Origin of the sequence: Nitratireductor arenosus, from assembly GCF_009742725.1 — a bacterium.
Lineage (GTDB): Bacteria > Pseudomonadota > Alphaproteobacteria > Rhizobiales > Rhizobiaceae > Mangrovimarina > Mangrovimarina arenosa.
Window position 1 is genome coordinate 83,904 of record NZ_WPHG01000003.1, and the last position, 15,353, is coordinate 99,256.

Sequence of the window (15,353 nt, forward strand, 5' to 3'; positions counted from 1 at the left end):
TGGGCCTCATGCCGCGTGCGAGGCGGCTTCCCAGCCGCGAACCGCCCCCGGCGAGGGGTCGTTTTCACGATAGGAGCGGAATTCGAGGTCGGCGTGGCGCATGGCGTCGCGCATCAGCCGAACCAGTATGTCGACGTCCTCGGCCGAGTGATCGGCCATCACTTGCACCCTGAACCGCGCCCCGCCCTGCGGCACCGCGGGATATTCGACCAGATTGGCGATCGCGCCCACCGAAGCCAGCTCGCGCGAGGCGATCCGCGCCAGGCCTTCCGCCCCGACGCGCACGGGCACAATGGGGGACGGGTCGCCCAGCGTTTCCATGCCGGCCTTGGTCATTTCGTTGCGCATGTAGAGGATGTTGTTCATCAGACTGCGGCGGCGCTGGCGGCCCTCTTGCGAGCGTATGATATCGAAGGCGGCAAGCACGGTTGCCGCCTGGACTGGCGACAGCGCGTTGGAAAAGGTCTGGGTTGCGCTGTAATATTTCAGATATTCGGCCGTGGCGCGGCTCTTGACGGCGACGAAGCCGCCATTCGAGGCGAAGGTCTTGGAAAAGCTGCCGATGATGATGTCGACATTGTCGATCATGTTCTGCAGCCCGAGATGGCCGAGGCCGTCATCGCCGATGCAACCGAAATCATGCGCGCAGTCGACGAGCAGCGTCGCGCCGTACTCGTCGCATGTCGCTCGCAGTGCGGCGATGTCGGGTGTGTCGGAATGCATTGAAAACAGGCTCTCGGTAACGACGAGTATGCCGTTTTCCTTGTCCGAGTTGCGGATGCGCTGAAGTCGCCGCGCCAGCCCTTCGACGTTGAGATGACCGTGAAAATGAATGTTCTGCGTCGCCGCCCGGGCGCCTTCCTGGAGACAGGAATGGGCCAAGACGTCGAGAACCACATGGTCGTTGGGCCGGACTAGGCCCTGCACCGACGCGAAACCCGCCGACCATCCCGTCGGGTAAAGCACGATTTCGCGCTCGTTCAGATAGTCGGAGATCGTCCGCTCCAATTGCAGCGAATGGCGGGTGTTACCCAGAAGCGCGGCCGAACCGGCACTGTGAACGCCATATTCCTCGATTGCCTCGATCGCCGCCTGCTTGATCTGCGGATGCGAGGCGAGGCTCAGATAGTCCTGCGAGGCGAAATTGACTCCGGAGATTTCCTCACCGCAATCGGTGCGGGCCGAACAATGTGTTTTCGGTGCCGAAGCGGTTGACTTTGCGTAGGGCCACAGCCCGTACTCGCGGCGTTTGCCCTGCCAGGCGAAAAAGCCGTCCCCGCGCCTGATCAGGTCGGCGCCCGCCGGTTGGCGATAGTCGCGCAGGCTGCCTTTCAGCGCTGCTTCCGGGATAACCGTGCCTTTTTCATGTGCATTCATGATACCGTCCCCTGTCCCATGGTCGCATTTGTTTCCACGAGACAATAGGCAGGAACACTTCAATGTCGAATTAAGACGAATGGTTTATTTTGAATTTATGCGTTATCTAGAAGTATAGAGCAAATATCAGACGGACGTTATGAAAAATTAGTATATATAAGCTCGATGTAATTTATGTTAAATTTGAACTGCCAAATCCTGGTATGATTAAATATTTGTTATGTTGCCAGGATGACGAAAATCTACATCCGGCTTATCAATTTCATTTTGGCGTGGAAACAGAAACTTAAGTGGATCGCTCTAGTGTCGGCGAACGCAGACCGTGGGGGTTGAGTTGTCGATATTGGGGGTAATGCGCCGGTTAGGCGCCAGGTTCGAGCGTGTGGTGGGGGCGAAAGAGCTTGGTCCGTCTATCCGCGCGGGTTTGTACAATCAGCAGATCAAGGCGGTTGCGGAAATCCTGCCGACCGCCGCTGCCGGAGCGCTCGTCGCCGCCCTTTCCCTTATATGGGTTGCGGTGGGGACGCCGGCGTTTCCGGCGATCCTGATCTGGGCCGCAGCGCTTCTGGTTTCGTTGCGCCGCAGCCTGACATTGTGGCGTGGAACCGTACGCGAGGACGCGATAGGCGACCGGACGCTACGCGCGATCGTTACCGACACATTGGTCACCGGAACGCTGTGGGGGCTCGTACCGGTCTTGCTGATAAGGCAGGATCTGCCAACCGTAACCCTGATCACGACGGTGACTATCGCCGGCATGTTGAGCGCCGGTGGGCTGATCCTGGTCACCCTTCCGCAGGCGGCCGTGGCGTTTTTGCTACCGGTTTTCCTTGGTTCGCTCATCGCGCTCACCCAGATGCGGGACCACGCCGCCGCGCTGGTGCTGGCCATGCTTCTGGTTTGCTTCATGGTGGTTATCACGCTCGCCAGTCTGCGCCATGTCCGCGACTTCGTTGCGCACCGCGTGTCGGAAATGAAGATCCGGGAGCAGAATGAGATCATTTCCCTGCTTCTCAAGGAGTTCGAGGAAAATTCCTCCGACTGGCTGTGGGAATTCGATCGCGATGGGCGCATCGACCGGGTTTCGGAGCGATTCGAGGCCGCCGCGGGCCGCGGGCGGGCGGCGCTGGTCGGCGTCGATTTCCTCGCCTTCCTGCGCAGCCTGGGCAGCGGCAACGACCCGGTCATCCGAAGCATCGAGGTCGCGATCGCCGAGGGCGCCCCGTTTTCCGATGTTGAGATCCGGATTGACGACGGTTCCCGCGAGACGTGGTGGCGTATGACCGGCAAGCCGGCGCGCGACGAATTCGAAGCCTATCGCGGTTATATCGGTACCGCGTCCGATGTAACCGCCGAAAAGAAGGCCGAGCGGCGGATCAGCTTCCTGGCCCACAACGACGCTTTGACCGGGCTGGTCAACCGCGCCCGCTTCACCGAGCTCCTGAAGCAGAACGTCGCCAGGCTGGAGCGTTATGGTTCGCCGTTCGCGGTGCTTTATCTCGATCTCGACCAGTTCAAGGCCGTCAATGACAGCATGGGCCACATGGTCGGCGACAAGCTGCTTGAAATGGTTTCGCGGCGCATCAAGAAGGTCGTGCGCGAGACCGACATCGCCGCGCGGTTGGGCGGCGATGAATTCGCCCTGATTTTGGCCAATGAATGCGAGACGGCGACGGTTGCCGACCTGGCGGCGCGGCTGGTCGAGGACCTGTCCAGCCCCTACCAGATCGAGGGCGATTTCGCCTCGATCGGCGTCAGCATCGGCATCGCCATCGCACCGGTCAACGGCATTCGTCCCGACCAGATCCTACGCAACGCCGACCTTGCGCTTTATCGCGCCAAGGCCGAGGGGCGCGGTGCCTATCGCTTTTTCGAATCGCAGATGGATTCGGATGTGCGCGAACGCCGGATGCTGGAGGCGGAACTGCGTCAGGCGATCGCGGAGAACGAACTCGTCCTACACTATCAGCCGCTGGTCTCGGCCGAGGACAACCGGCCCAGCGGCTTCGAGGCGCTGGTGCGCTGGAACCACCCAATCCGCGGTCTCGTACCGCCGTCGGAATTCATCCCGCTTGCCGAACAATCGGGGCTGATCAAGCAGATCGGCGACTGGACGATCGAGGCGGCCTGCAAGGCCGCCACCTTGTGGCCGGGCGACTTCAACGTCGCGGTCAATCTGTCGGCGCGGCATTTCCAGCTTTCCGACATAGTTTCCGTCGTCAGCGACGCGCTGGCGAAAACCGGGCTGCCGCCCCAACGGCTGGAGCTCGAGATCACCGAGAGCCTGTTGATCGAAAACCCGGACGAGGTCATCGAAAGGCTCAACCGCATTCAAGCTTTGGGTGTCACGGTCGCCATGGATGATTTCGGCACCGGCTATTCCAGCCTCGCCTATCTGCTGAAATTCCCGTTCGACAAGATCAAGATCGACAAGTCGTTCGTGACGGCTTCGTCGGAAGACGCGGTGGCGCGTGATATTCTGCGCTCGATCGCATCGCTGGGCCGCACGCTCAAGATCCACATCACCGCCGAGGGGGTCGAAACCCTCGAACAGGTCGAGTTCCTGCGCGAGATCGCCTGCAACCAGTTGCAGGGGTTCTACTTCGCCAGGCCGCTGGAGGAACTGGATCTGGCCGGATACGTCCTGGCCAACGCGGCCCCGCGGCTCGAAGCGCGCGCGACCCCGCCTGGTCCGCCGCAGCGCAAGTCCGAAGCGGCAGGCTGATCATGCCGTGAAAGGAAAACGACCGATGATGGCGAACCGTCAAACCACCACAATTTTCTAGAATTCGAAGTCTAGAACTCGAATTTCTGACGGCTGTCGCCGAACAGATCCCGGAAAGGATCGTGCGGATGCGCCGAATGCGGGACCCCGTTGAACGGAGATGCCTGCTCCTGCGATGAGTCTGCGACATCCCGCAATACAGATTCACTGCCAGAACGGTCGCCGTGAGGCTGCTGTTTGTCTTCCCCGACCATAGTCCCCTCGATCACGCTACGCGTTGCCACAAAATCAGATCTGCCCCGGAAGTGCGTCTGTATACGCCAAAACCGACCGCGACGCTGTCACAAATCCTTACGGCGTGTTACCTAATTGTGGCCTATTCCCTAATCGTTATCCTGGACGGCGCGGATGAGCGCCTTTGCTTCCTCGGCGTGCCATTCGGCCGGGCCGTTCATATGCGCCAGCAGGCAGCCCTCCTCGTCGATCAGCAGCGTTACCGGCAAGCCGAGAGCGAGCGAGCGTTTTTTCAGCTCGTTGAACAGGCCAAGCGTGTTGTCGCGGTAGAAGCCCAGCGCCTCGACGCCGATCTCGTCCAGGAATTTCAGCGGCTTCTCGTCGCTGCCGGTATCGACATTGACCGCCACCACTTCGAAATCCGGACCGCCAATCTCCTGTTGCAAGGCGTCGAGCGCCGGCATTTCGGCCCGGCACGGCGCGCACCAGGTCGCCCACAAATTCATCAATACCGTCTTGCCGGAAAGCGCGGCGAGCGTGATCGGCTTGCCATCCGGGTCGTTGAAGGCGAGATCGGCCAGCGATTGCGGTGGGTCGGCGGCCAGCATCGCCGCGACCGCGCCCTTTGCGGCCGCGCCGGCGGCGGCGGCGTTGGCCGTCTTGGCCTCGCAGCTTGCCGCGGCAACCTCGGCACCCGGGGTGCCATTGTTGCCATCTGGAGCCGACCTCACGTATACGGCGATCGCGCCGGCCAGAATTCCGGCGACCGCGGCGGCCAGGATCAGGCGTGTGGCGGGCATGTTCAGCTTCTTCCAGTCCATAGGGCCTAACTCCGGCGTCCGGTTAGCATCATGAGCAACAAAAAGACCAGCAACGAAATGTGGGGCGGACGTTTTGCCTCGGGGCCGGCGGCCGTCATGGAGGCGATCAACGCATCCATCGGCTTCGACCGCAAGCTTTACGCCCAGGACATTCGCGGCTCGCTCGCCCATAGCGAAATGCTCGCCGAAACAGGCATAATCTCGGCGGAGGATCAAAACCGTATCGCTCACGGCCTGAACACGATCCTGCGAGAAATTGAGGCGGGCGAGTTCGTCTTTTCAGCCGCGCGCGAGGATATCCATATGAATATCGAGGCCCGCCTGGCCGAATTGATCGGGCCGGCGGCCGGGCGTCTGCATACCGCGCGCTCGCGCAACGACCAGGTCGCCGTCGATTTCCGGCTGTGGGTGAAGGAGGAGCTTACCCGCACCGCCGAGGCACTCAAGGCACTGATCGGCGCCTTTCTGGCGCGCGCCGACGAACACGCCGCAACCATCATGCCGGGTTTCACCCATCTGCAGTCGGCCCAGCCCGTGACCTTCGGACATCATTGCATGGCCTATGTGGAGATGTTCGGCCGCGATCTGTCACGGGTGCGCGACGCGTTGGAGCGTCTTGACGAAAGCCCGCTCGGCGCCGCCGCGCTCGCCGGCACCGGCTTTCCGATCGACCGCGCCATGACCGCAAGGGCGCTCGGTTTCCGCGGCCCGACCCGCAATTCGATCGACAGCGTGTCGGATCGCGACTTCGCGCTCGAATTCCTGTCGACGGCGGCGATCTGCGCCACGCATTTGTCGCGCCTGGCCGAGGAGATCGTCATCTGGTCGACGCCGCAATTCGGCTTCGTGCGCCTGTCGGATTCCTTTTCGACCGGCTCCTCGATCATGCCGCAGAAGAAGAACCCCGACGCCGCCGAACTCGTCCGCGCCAAGACCGGGCGCATCAATGGCGACCTGCTTGCCTTGCTGACGGTGATGAAGGGCCTGCCGCTCGCCTATTCCAAGGACATGCAGGAAGACAAGGAGGCGGTGTTCGATGCCGCCGAAGCACTGGAGCTCATGCTGGCGGCGATGACCGGCATGGTCGCCGACCTTGCGGTCGACAAGACCGCCATGCGCAAGGCGGCCGGCGCCGGCTATTCGACCGCGACCGATCTCGCCGACTGGCTGGTACGGGTGGCCGGTCTGCCGTTCCGCGAGGCGCACCATGTTACCGGCCGCGCCGTGGCGCTGGCCGAAAGCAGGAAAACCGCGCTCGAAAAACTGACCCTAGCCGAATTGCAGGCAATCCATGCCAGTATCACCGAGGACGTTTATTCGGTTCTGTCGGTGCGCAATTCGGTACGCAGCCGCACTTCCTTCGGCGGCACCGCGCCTGGCGAGGTGCGCCGCCAGATTCGCTCCTGGAAAAAACGGCTGGCGCGGGCCTGACGCCGCGTTCCAAAAGGGGTGCATCGCAAAACGATCTCCGCTAAACACAGTGCATCGTCATGACGAGGATTGCCATGAGCCTCCGCCGAACCGCCCTGCTGTTTGCCCTGCTGGCCGTCGCTGGCTCCCTGGCTGCATGCGGGCGTCGCGGTCCGCCGATCACGCCTTACGAGGCCGCGCTGGAAAAACGCGCCGAGGCCGAGAAGAGGGGCGAGGAACTGCCGCCGGCGCCCGAGCCGCCGCAAGCTGACAAACCCTTCATCCTCGACGGCCTGATCGACTAATGCGCGGCGCTGTCCGGCGCCCTCGCGCCGACCCGCCGGAAATTTCTCTTTGCTGGACATGACGTGAACCATTTCGACTATCGCGACGGCGTCCTGTTCGCCGAAGACGTGCCGGTGCCGCGGGTCGCGGCCGCCGTCGGCACCCCGTTCTATTGCTATTCGACCGCCACTCTGAGCCGGCACTACACAGTGTTTTCGGACGCCTTCGCCGATCTCGACGCACTGGTGTGTTACGCGATGAAGGCGAATTCAAACCAGGCGGTACTGAAAACGCTCGCCGGCCTCGGCGCCGGCGCCGACGTGGTCTCGGAGGGCGAGTTGCGCCGCGCGCTGGCGGCTGGCATCGCACCGGGAAAAATCCTGTTTTCGGGCGTCGGCAAGACCGCCGCCGAGATGGACTTCGCGCTCCAGGCCGGCATTTTCTGCTTCAACGTGGAATCCGAGCCCGAACTGGAGCTGTTGTCGGCGCGCGCAGTCGCGGCCGGGCGGGTCGCGCCGATCTCGCTGCGCATCAACCCGGACGTCGATGCCAGGACGCACCGCAAGATTTCCACCGGCAAGGCTGAAAACAAGTTCGGCATCGCCTGGCAGCATGCGCGCGACGCCTATCGTCGCGCCGCCGCCCTGCCGGGGCTGCGCGTCGCCGGCGTCGACATGCATATCGGCAGCCAGATCACCGAGTTGCAGCCTTTCGACGACGCCTTCGCTCTGCTGACGGAATTGACGCAGGCGCTGCGAGCCGACGGCCACGCCATCGAGCATGTCGATCTTGGCGGTGGGCTCGGCATTCCCTACCGTTTCGACGACGATCCGCCGCCCTTGCCGGATGCTTATGCGGCTATCGTACGCAAGCGCATGGCCGGGCTGGGCGTCAAGGTGATCTTCGAGCCGGGGCGCATGATCGTCGGCAATGCCGGCATCCTGGTGTCGAGCGTCATCTTTGTGAAGGAAGGCGATGCCCGTAACTTCCTGATCGTCGACGCGGCCATGAACGATTTGATCCGCCCGACGCTCTACGACGCCTATCACGACATCCGCCCGGTCGTGCAGCCGGGTCCCGACACGCAGCATCTGACGGTCGATGTGGTCGGGCCGGTGTGCGAGACCGGCGACTATCTCGGACTGGAACGGTCCCTGCCCCGGATGGAGCCGGGCAACCTGATCGCGGTTGGTACGGCCGGTGCTTATGGCGCGGTGCAGTCGGGCACCTACAACACCCGCCTGCTGGTGCCCGAGGTGCTGGTCAACGGCGATCGGTATCATGTCGTGCGCCCGCGTCCGACCTATGACGCGCTGATCGGCCTGGATTCGGTTCCCGACTGGCTTTAGCGCGGGGAAAGCGCGCCTGATGATCCCCGAATGGCCGCACGATCACGATTGCGGGAATTGCCTCGTCTTCGCCGTCATTTGAGATATCTTGTGAGTCGTGACGCGGTGTCGATCGGCGGCCGCGAGCGGAACAGGACGACGCAATGGCGACAGACCCCGCGGGCCGCGCCGGCGGAAACGGCTCCCTGAAGATCGGCCGAACGCGGTTTTCGGCCGGGCTGGCGATGCTTGCCGAGCGTGGTTGGCCGCTTGTCCTGCCGCTGTTGTTGGTGGCGGGGCTTTTCCTCGCGGCCTCATGGTTCGGCCTGTTCCGTCTCTTCCCCGACTGGGCGCGCATCGCCGCGGTGATCGCCTTCGGCCTGGCGGCGCTTGCCGCGCTCTATCCCTTGCATGCCTTCCGCTGGCCGTCGGCGACGGAGATCGACCGGCGCATCGAGTTGGCCAACAGGCTTCGGCATCGCCCGGTCACAACCCAGACGGACCGGCCCGCCGGATCGGCTGACGATTTTTCCGACGCGCTGTGGCGCGAGCACCAGCGCCGCCTCGCCGAAGGTCTCGGAGCGCTTTCGGGCGATCTGCCGCGCCCGCGCGTGCCCGAACGCGATCCCTGGGCCCTGCGTGCCCTGGTTCCGCTGCTGCTCGTTGTCGGTTTCGCCTTTTCGACCAGCCCCTATGGCGGGCGCGTCGGCGACGCGTTTCGTCCGCATGCGGCGACCGGCGCGGTGCCGGCGCGCATCGACGCCTGGGTGACGCCGCCATCCTATACCGGTAAGCCGCCGATTTTCCTGACTGCCGAAACCAATCGCGGGCAGGAGGGCTTCGAGGTGCCGGCCGGAAGCGAGGTGTCGCTGCGCGTTACCGGCGGTTCGGGTGAGGAATCGCTTTCTTTCCGCGCGGCCGCCGCGCCCGAGGGGGCCGATATGACGGCCACGGCCGATGGCGAAGCGGCCCGGCCCGGGGTCTCGCAGTTTGTCTACCGCCTGCGCGAGGACGGCACGCTCTCCCTGATGACGGGCATGCGCGAACTCGACCGGTGGGCCTTCACCGTGATCCCGGACCAGCCGCCGCGGATCGCTTTCGTGGAGGAGCCGAAACGCGCGGTCAACGGCACGCTTGAACTCGTCTACGAGATCGAGGACGATTACGGCGCGGCCTCGGCGCGCGCGATCATCAAACAGCGGGCTTCGCCGCCGGAGAATGCCCGGCCCCTTTACGAGGCGCCGGACCTGCCGCTTTCGCTGCCGCGCCGCGGCGCGGACGAAAACCGTGCCAAGACCTCCCGCGACCTGACCGAACATCCCTGGGCGGGTGTCGAGGTCGGCATGCGGTTGGCTGCGGTCGACGATGCCGGCCAGGAGGCAACGAGCGAGGACAAGACGCTCGTCCTGCCCGAGCGGCCCTTTACCAATCCGCTGGCGCGCGCGGTGATCGAGCAGCGCCGGCTTCTGGCGCTCGACGCCAACCGCAAGGCACGGGTGCTGGCGCTGATGGACGCCGTCACGTTGAGACCCGAGGATACGTTCGACGCCATGGCGCATTATCTGGCCCTGGTGAGCGCGCGCGAGCGTCTGGCGCTGGCCGGCGACGACGATGCGCTGCGCGGCGTGGTCGACTATCTGTGGGAGATCGCCCTCGGTATCGAGGACGGCGACCTGACGGCGGCCGAAAAACGCCTGCGTGCCGCCCAGCAGGCCCTGCGCGACGCGCTGGAAAACGGCGCGTCGGACGAGGAGATCGAGCAGTTGATGGCCGAACTGCGCGAGGCTATGCAGGAGTTCCTGCGCGAATTCGCCGAGCGTGCCGCGCGCGACCCCAACATGGCCATGCAGATGCCGCAGAACGGCGAGGAACTGCGCCGCAACGACATCGACCGGATGCTCGACCAGATCGAGGATCTCGCGCGTTCGGGCGCCCGCGACAAAGCCCAGGAACTCCTGTCGCAACTGCAGAATATGATGAACAATCTCCAGGCCGGTCGCCACCAGCGCCAGCAGGGCGACGGCCAGCAGAGCGAGATGCGCCAGCAGATGGACAAGCTTGGCGAGATCATGCGTCGCCAGCAGGAAATGATGAACGAGACTCACCGGCTCGACCAGATGCGGCGCGGCCAGCAAGGTCAGGATCCCGGTGAGCGGCGCGGCCAGAACGGCGGGCAACGCGGCGACAATGGCGAGCAGGGGCAAAACGGCCAGGGCGGCATGAGCGCGGAGGAATTCGCCGAAGCGTTGCGCCAATTGCAGCAAGGCCAGGGCCAGCTGCGCGGCGAACTGGGTGAATTGACCAATCGCCTCGAAGGCATGGGCATTCAACCCGGCCAGGGCTTCGGCGAAGCCGGCGAGGCGATGGGCGAGGCCGGCGAGGCGCTCGGTGAGGGCCAGGGCGATCGCGCCGTCGGCGAGCAGGGCCGCGCGCTCGAAGCACTGCGCCGCGGCGCGCAGGATATGATGCAGCAGATGCGCCAGGCCATGCAGGGCGAGCAGGGTGGTTCGGAGGAAGGCGGGCGCCAGCAGAACGCCGACCGCGATCCACTCGGCCGGCCGCGCGCCACGACCGGCCCCGATTTCGGCGATTCGGTCGAGGTGCCCGACGAGATCGACGTTCAGCGCGCGCGGCGCATTCTCGAAGCGATCCGCCGCCGGCTCGGCGATGCGCTGAGCCCCGAGCTGGAAAAGGACTATCTCGAACGCCTGTTGCAGCTCGAATAGGCGCTGCGCCCGCGCCAGGTCCTGTGGCTCGAAATGCCCGACCACATCCGGGCGGGACTGGCGAGACCGCGCGCAAATACCCATCTCACGACCGACAGGATCTGGAGCGGACCATGACCGGCAAGACGTACCGAAAGACCCGTGAGGCGCTCGAGCGGCTGAGCGCGGAGCAGTTTCGTGTCACCCAGCAAAACGGCACCGAGCGGCCGTTTTCGGGCGCCTATGTCGATAACAAGGATGCGGGCCTCTATGTCGACATCGTCAGCGGTGAGCCGCTTTTTGCGTCGACCGACAAGTTCGAGTCCGGCTGCGGCTGGCCGAGCTTCACCCGCCCGCTAGCAGCCGCCGAGATTGTCGAGAACCTGGATGAGAGCCACGGTATGCGACGCATCGAGGTGCGCTCGGGCCATGCCGACAGTCATCTTGGCCATGTCTTCGAGGACGGGCCGCGCGAGGCCACCGGCCTGCGCTATTGTATCAACTCCGCCGCCTTGCGCTTCGTTCCCGCCGCGGAAATGGAGGCTGAGGGCTATGGTGAGTTTCTGCACCTGTTCGCCGAGAAGGAGAAGACCGATGAGCGCTGACATCGAACGCGCCGTGCTTGCGGGGGGCTGTTTCTGGGGCATGCAGGATCTGCTGCGCCGGCTCCCGGGTGTGGTCGCAACCCGCGTCGGCTATACGGGCGGAGATACAGACCGGCCGGTCTACGAGACCGTGAAGAAGGGAACGACCGGCCATGCCGAGGCGATCGAGATCGAATTCGATCCCGGCAAGACCACCTATCGGGCGGTCCTGGAGCTGTTTTTCCAGATCCACGATCCCACGACCCTGGACCGCCAGGGCAACGATGTCGGCAGCCAGTACCGCTCGGCGATTTTCTACACCACCGACGAGCAGCACCGCATTGCCGAGGACACGATCGCCGATGTCGAGGCGTCGGGCCTGTGGCCAGGCAGGGTGGTAACCGAAATCGTGCCGGCCGGTGCGTTCTGGGAAGCAGAGCCCGCTCATCAGGACTATCTGGAAAAATATCCGAACGGCTACACCTGCCACTTCCCGCGCCCGGGCTGGACGCTGCCGGTTCGAAATACGCTGACGGCCTGATCACCGCGCACTGTCGGCCGCAGGCAGCGGCACGGATCGGATCTGGACGCGTACGCTCGCTTCCGGCCCGGCCAGCATAGCGCGACGGCCACCCGCCGCCCTATGCTGGTTGTGTGGTGCCATCACGATACTTTCTGTAATACCCTTTGTCATGGCCGCGCGGCAGCGAGTCGCGCCGCGCCGGAAACCCGGTCATCCGCTCTATGGGTCACGACGCACCTGAGGCAGACGTCCGGGCGCGCGTAACCGCCTGACAGGAGGGGCGATGTCGTCGGAACTGGTTGTCGGACTGTTGTTCCTGGTGGCCGCCTACGCCTTGCTGTCGCGCGTGCTGGAAGTCCGCCTGATCACCTTGCCGATGGTATTCACCGCAACAGGGCTCGTCGTCGGGCTCGCCGGCGCGGAAATCGTGCCGATGCATGGCGGGCGCGAAGTCGTGCATATGGTCGCCGAGGTGACGCTGGTGCTGGTGCTGTTTTCCGATGCCTCGCGTATCAGCCTGCGCGCGCTGTCGGGCGGTTTCGCTATTCCCGTGCGTATGCTTTTAATCGGCATGCCGCTGACGGTGCTGTTCGGCACGCTGATCGCCAAATGGGTCTCGCCCGACCAATCCTGGGCGCTCGCCATGCTGGTCGCCGCCATTCTCACCCCCACCGACGCAGCGCTCAGCCAGCCGGTGGTCACCAGCGATGCGGTGCCGGGGCCGATCCGCCGCGGCATCAATGTCGAAAGCGGGCTCAATGACGGTCTGGCCCTGCCGATCGTTCTTATCGCGGCCACGCTTGCCGCCGGCGCCGGCACCATCGATGCAGCCCAGCAGCCTGGCGGGCTCGCCGCCTTCGCGCTGAAGCAGGTCGTGCTCGGCCCGCTGGTCGGCGTGGCGATCGGTTTCGGCGCCGCGCGCCTGCTCGATGTCGCCATCCGGGTCGGGACGTTGAGCGAGGTCTATCAGGGTATCTTTTTCCTCAGCATCGCCTTCATCGCCTATTTCGGGGCCGAACTGGTCGGCGGCAACGGCTTTATTGCCGCCTTCACCGGCGGGCTCGCCTTCGGCAACAGCCTGCGCGCTTCCGCGCGCTTCATCGAGGAGTTCATGGAAGGGGAGGGTCGGTTGCTGACCATGCTGACCTTCCTGATCTTCGGCGCGGTGCTGGCGCCGCTCGGCTTCCAGCATGCCAGCCTGAAGACCGTGGCGCTCGCGATCCTGTTCCTGACCGTCGTGCGCATGTTGCCGATCTGGCTGTCATTGGCGGGGTCGGGGCTGGGCAATTACGAAAAGCTGTTTCTGGGCTGGTTCGGGCCGCGCGGCCTGGCCTCGATCCTATTCGTGCTTTACGTACTCGAACAGTTCAACGTGCCGGGGCGCGACGAACTGATCGCCTGCGTGGTGCTGACCGTGCTGATCAGCATCGTTGCCCACGGGCTGACCGCAAGCCCGCTGGCCGCCCGCTTCGCCGGCCGAACCGAGGCCGGCAGGGGCGAACCGGCGGAAAAAGTGCCCGGCGATCATTGACCGCCGGGCATCCGACTTTTTGACCCTCCGGCCGGCGCCTCGGCGCCGGGCTCCACGGTGCGCTCGCGGCGGACGATCAGCCGGCGACGAGCGCGATGTGGCGCTGGGCCTGGCGCAGCGCCGAGATCAGGCGGTTTTGTCCACGCACGAGCTGGGTCCTCGCGAAACCGAGCGTGGTGTCGTCGAACCGGTCGAGTTCGGCGGCAGCCGCTATCGACGGCAGCGGCGGAATGGTCAGGGCCGGATCGTGACGGAACCGGTTGACGCGGGTGAAGTTGATAGGCACCAGGATGCGCGCCAGGTCCTGGATCACCCGGTTGGCCTTGCCGGCGTCGACCGCTTTTGACGCGACACGGCCATAGAAATCCTCGAGCGCAGCCCTGAGGTCCCTGACCGCCTTCGTGGACGGTGTGAGGTCGAAACGGTCTCCGGCCTTGGCCTGGTACTCCGCCACCGTCTCGGCGAATTCCTTCGCCGTCGCGCGCCAGTCGAACGGCAGGATCTCGGCGTTGGCGTTGCGCAGCACGGCGAGCAAATAGACCTTGATGTCGCGCAGCAGGATGTCCTTGTCGGCGATCTCCAGCGTGTCGTTTTCGGTGTGCCAGGCGATGTTGCCGCCGCAGCCGCCGACCGTGTAGTACTCCTTCTCCTCGCGCAGCACGTCAGGCATGGTCGACGACAGCATCAGATAGCTGGAAATGCCGATATTGTTGAAGGAATAGTCGCCCGCCCGGTGCGGCCGCTCACCCTCGATCGCCTTGCCGGCGACCTCTTCGATCACCCCGGCCAGAAAATCCTCGGTTTCGCTCATCCGGGTCAGGTTGATGAACTCGGTGGCCCAGCGGCAGCCGGGACTGTCGCAATTGACCTGGGCGACGCAATTATCCTCCAGGTCGAGCGCGAAGGCGTCTGAAAACCAAGTCGAGCCGGCATAGCGGCCGGTCGAATGGCCCGGCCACCAGCAGATCCGCACCGAACGTTTCAACGCGCCGCGATTGGCCCACAGAACGCGCGCGATCTCCAGCATCGTCGCGTCGCCGGTGGCGTTGTCGCCCACGCCGACGTCCCAACTGTCGAGATGGCCGTGCAGGAAGACATATTTGTCGGGCTCTTCGCTGCCCTTGATGAAAACCTCCAGCAGCTTGGAGCTGTACCAGCCTTCCTCCATCTCGGCGAACAGCGTCACGCTGCCGCCTTGATCGGCGATGGCGGCCAGCTCTTCCCCGTCCGGCTTGTTGACCGCGACGGCCGGGATTGTCGGCTTGCGCGGCAGATCGTCGAGATCTGGCGTGCCCCAGATCGTGGTGCAGATGCCCCAATGGACATCGACGCCGGGATTGATGCCGATCACGCCGATCGCGCCGATCTCCTCGAACTGCGCGACCAGACCGGGGCTCGCGAAGCCTTCCGACATCACGATCTTACCACGCACCCGCTCGGCGAGTTCCTTGGTGGTGTCGATCTTCTGCTCGAACATGTCGGTGATCATGGCGTTGTGTCGCGCGCCGACATAAACGAGCGTTCCCGAAAGCCCGCTGCGCGCATCGACGCAATAGGCCGGCGGCTTTGCACGGTAGCTCTTGCCGTTCGCCTCTACGCGGGCGGCGCCCGGCAGGCTAAGATAGAGGCTCGGCTCGTGCACCGTCACCTCGACGCCATGCTTGCGCAGCCGCGAGACGACCTCGTCCATGCCGCGGTTCACGTCGTCCGGGTGTTCGCGCTTGAAGCTCGCGAAGCTCTCCACCAGCCCCCAGGGCTCGTCCAGCGTCACCGCATCGAGGATCGCGGATTCGGTCTCGTTCATGCGAACACTCCTTTCTCGTTTTATCT

At 64.4% G+C, this 15,353-nt stretch carries 11 protein-coding genes; 8 read left to right on the top strand and 3 right to left on the bottom strand.

The genetic code is table 11. From position 1 onward, the window contains the following. Positions 1–6 precede the first annotated feature (6 nt). The gene (locus tag GN330_RS12420) at positions 7–1,377 is read right to left on the bottom strand and encodes an aminotransferase class I/II-fold pyridoxal phosphate-dependent enzyme (protein ID WP_156713031.1); all 1,371 of its coding nucleotides are present in this window, start codon (positions 1,375–1,377) and stop codon (positions 7–9) included. Positions 1,378–1,729: 352 nt separating this feature from the next. Here GN330_RS12420 and GN330_RS12425 point away from each other — a divergent pair, with 352 nt between their 5' ends. Beyond that, positions 1,730–4,102 (top strand): putative bifunctional diguanylate cyclase/phosphodiesterase, encoded by a 2,373-nt coding sequence (locus GN330_RS12425; protein WP_156713032.1) that lies wholly within the window; start codon positions 1,730–1,732, stop codon positions 4,100–4,102. A gap of 383 nt (positions 4,103–4,485) precedes the next feature. On the opposite strand, the gene tlpA is transcribed toward GN330_RS12425, so the two are convergent. Continuing rightward, positions 4,486–5,157: a thiol:disulfide interchange protein TlpA gene (tlpA, locus tag GN330_RS12430; protein ID WP_156713033.1), complete on the bottom strand. Its 672-nt coding sequence runs from the start codon at positions 5,155–5,157 to the stop codon at positions 4,486–4,488. Between the two features lie 30 nt (positions 5,158–5,187). Between tlpA and argH the strand changes: the two genes are divergently transcribed. From argH to GN330_RS12465, 7 genes are all read left to right on the top strand, one after another. Then, entirely contained in the window at positions 5,188–6,588 is a 1,401-nt protein-coding gene (argH, locus tag GN330_RS12435; RefSeq protein WP_156713034.1) for an argininosuccinate lyase, read from the top strand. Positions 6,589–6,662: 74 nt separating this feature from the next. Continuing rightward, positions 6,663–6,872 (top strand): LPS translocon maturation chaperone LptM, encoded by a 210-nt coding sequence (lptM, locus tag GN330_RS12440; RefSeq protein WP_156713035.1) that lies wholly within the window; start codon positions 6,663–6,665, stop codon positions 6,870–6,872. 63 nt (positions 6,873–6,935) lie between these two features. Further along, a complete protein-coding gene (gene lysA, locus GN330_RS12445; protein ID WP_343040622.1) occupies positions 6,936–8,201 on the top strand; it encodes a diaminopimelate decarboxylase in 1,266 nt (421 codons plus the stop codon). 143 nt (positions 8,202–8,344) lie between these two features. After that, positions 8,345–10,906, top strand: coding sequence for a TIGR02302 family protein (locus tag GN330_RS12450; RefSeq protein WP_246188667.1), 2,562 nt, complete (start codon positions 8,345–8,347; stop codon positions 10,904–10,906). A 113-nt stretch (positions 10,907–11,019) separates the two neighbouring features. Further along, entirely contained in the window at positions 11,020–11,490 is a 471-nt protein-coding gene (gene msrB / locus GN330_RS12455) for a peptide-methionine (R)-S-oxide reductase MsrB (RefSeq protein WP_156713037.1), read from the top strand. Beyond that, positions 11,480–12,010 (top strand): peptide-methionine (S)-S-oxide reductase MsrA, encoded by a 531-nt coding sequence (gene msrA / locus GN330_RS12460; protein ID WP_156713038.1) that lies wholly within the window; start codon positions 11,480–11,482, stop codon positions 12,008–12,010. The genes msrB and msrA overlap by 11 nt, the downstream gene beginning before the upstream one ends. Before the next feature lie 265 nt (positions 12,011–12,275). Further along, on the top strand, positions 12,276–13,523 hold the full coding sequence (locus GN330_RS12465) for a cation:proton antiporter (RefSeq protein WP_156713039.1): 1,248 nt from the start codon (positions 12,276–12,278) through the stop codon (positions 13,521–13,523). Positions 13,524–13,599: 76 nt separating this feature from the next. On the opposite strand, the gene GN330_RS12470 is transcribed toward GN330_RS12465, so the two are convergent. Beyond that, the gene (locus GN330_RS12470) at positions 13,600–15,327 is read right to left on the bottom strand and encodes a M28 family peptidase (protein WP_156713040.1); all 1,728 of its coding nucleotides are present in this window, start codon (positions 15,325–15,327) and stop codon (positions 13,600–13,602) included. Positions 15,328–15,353 lie beyond the last annotated feature (26 nt).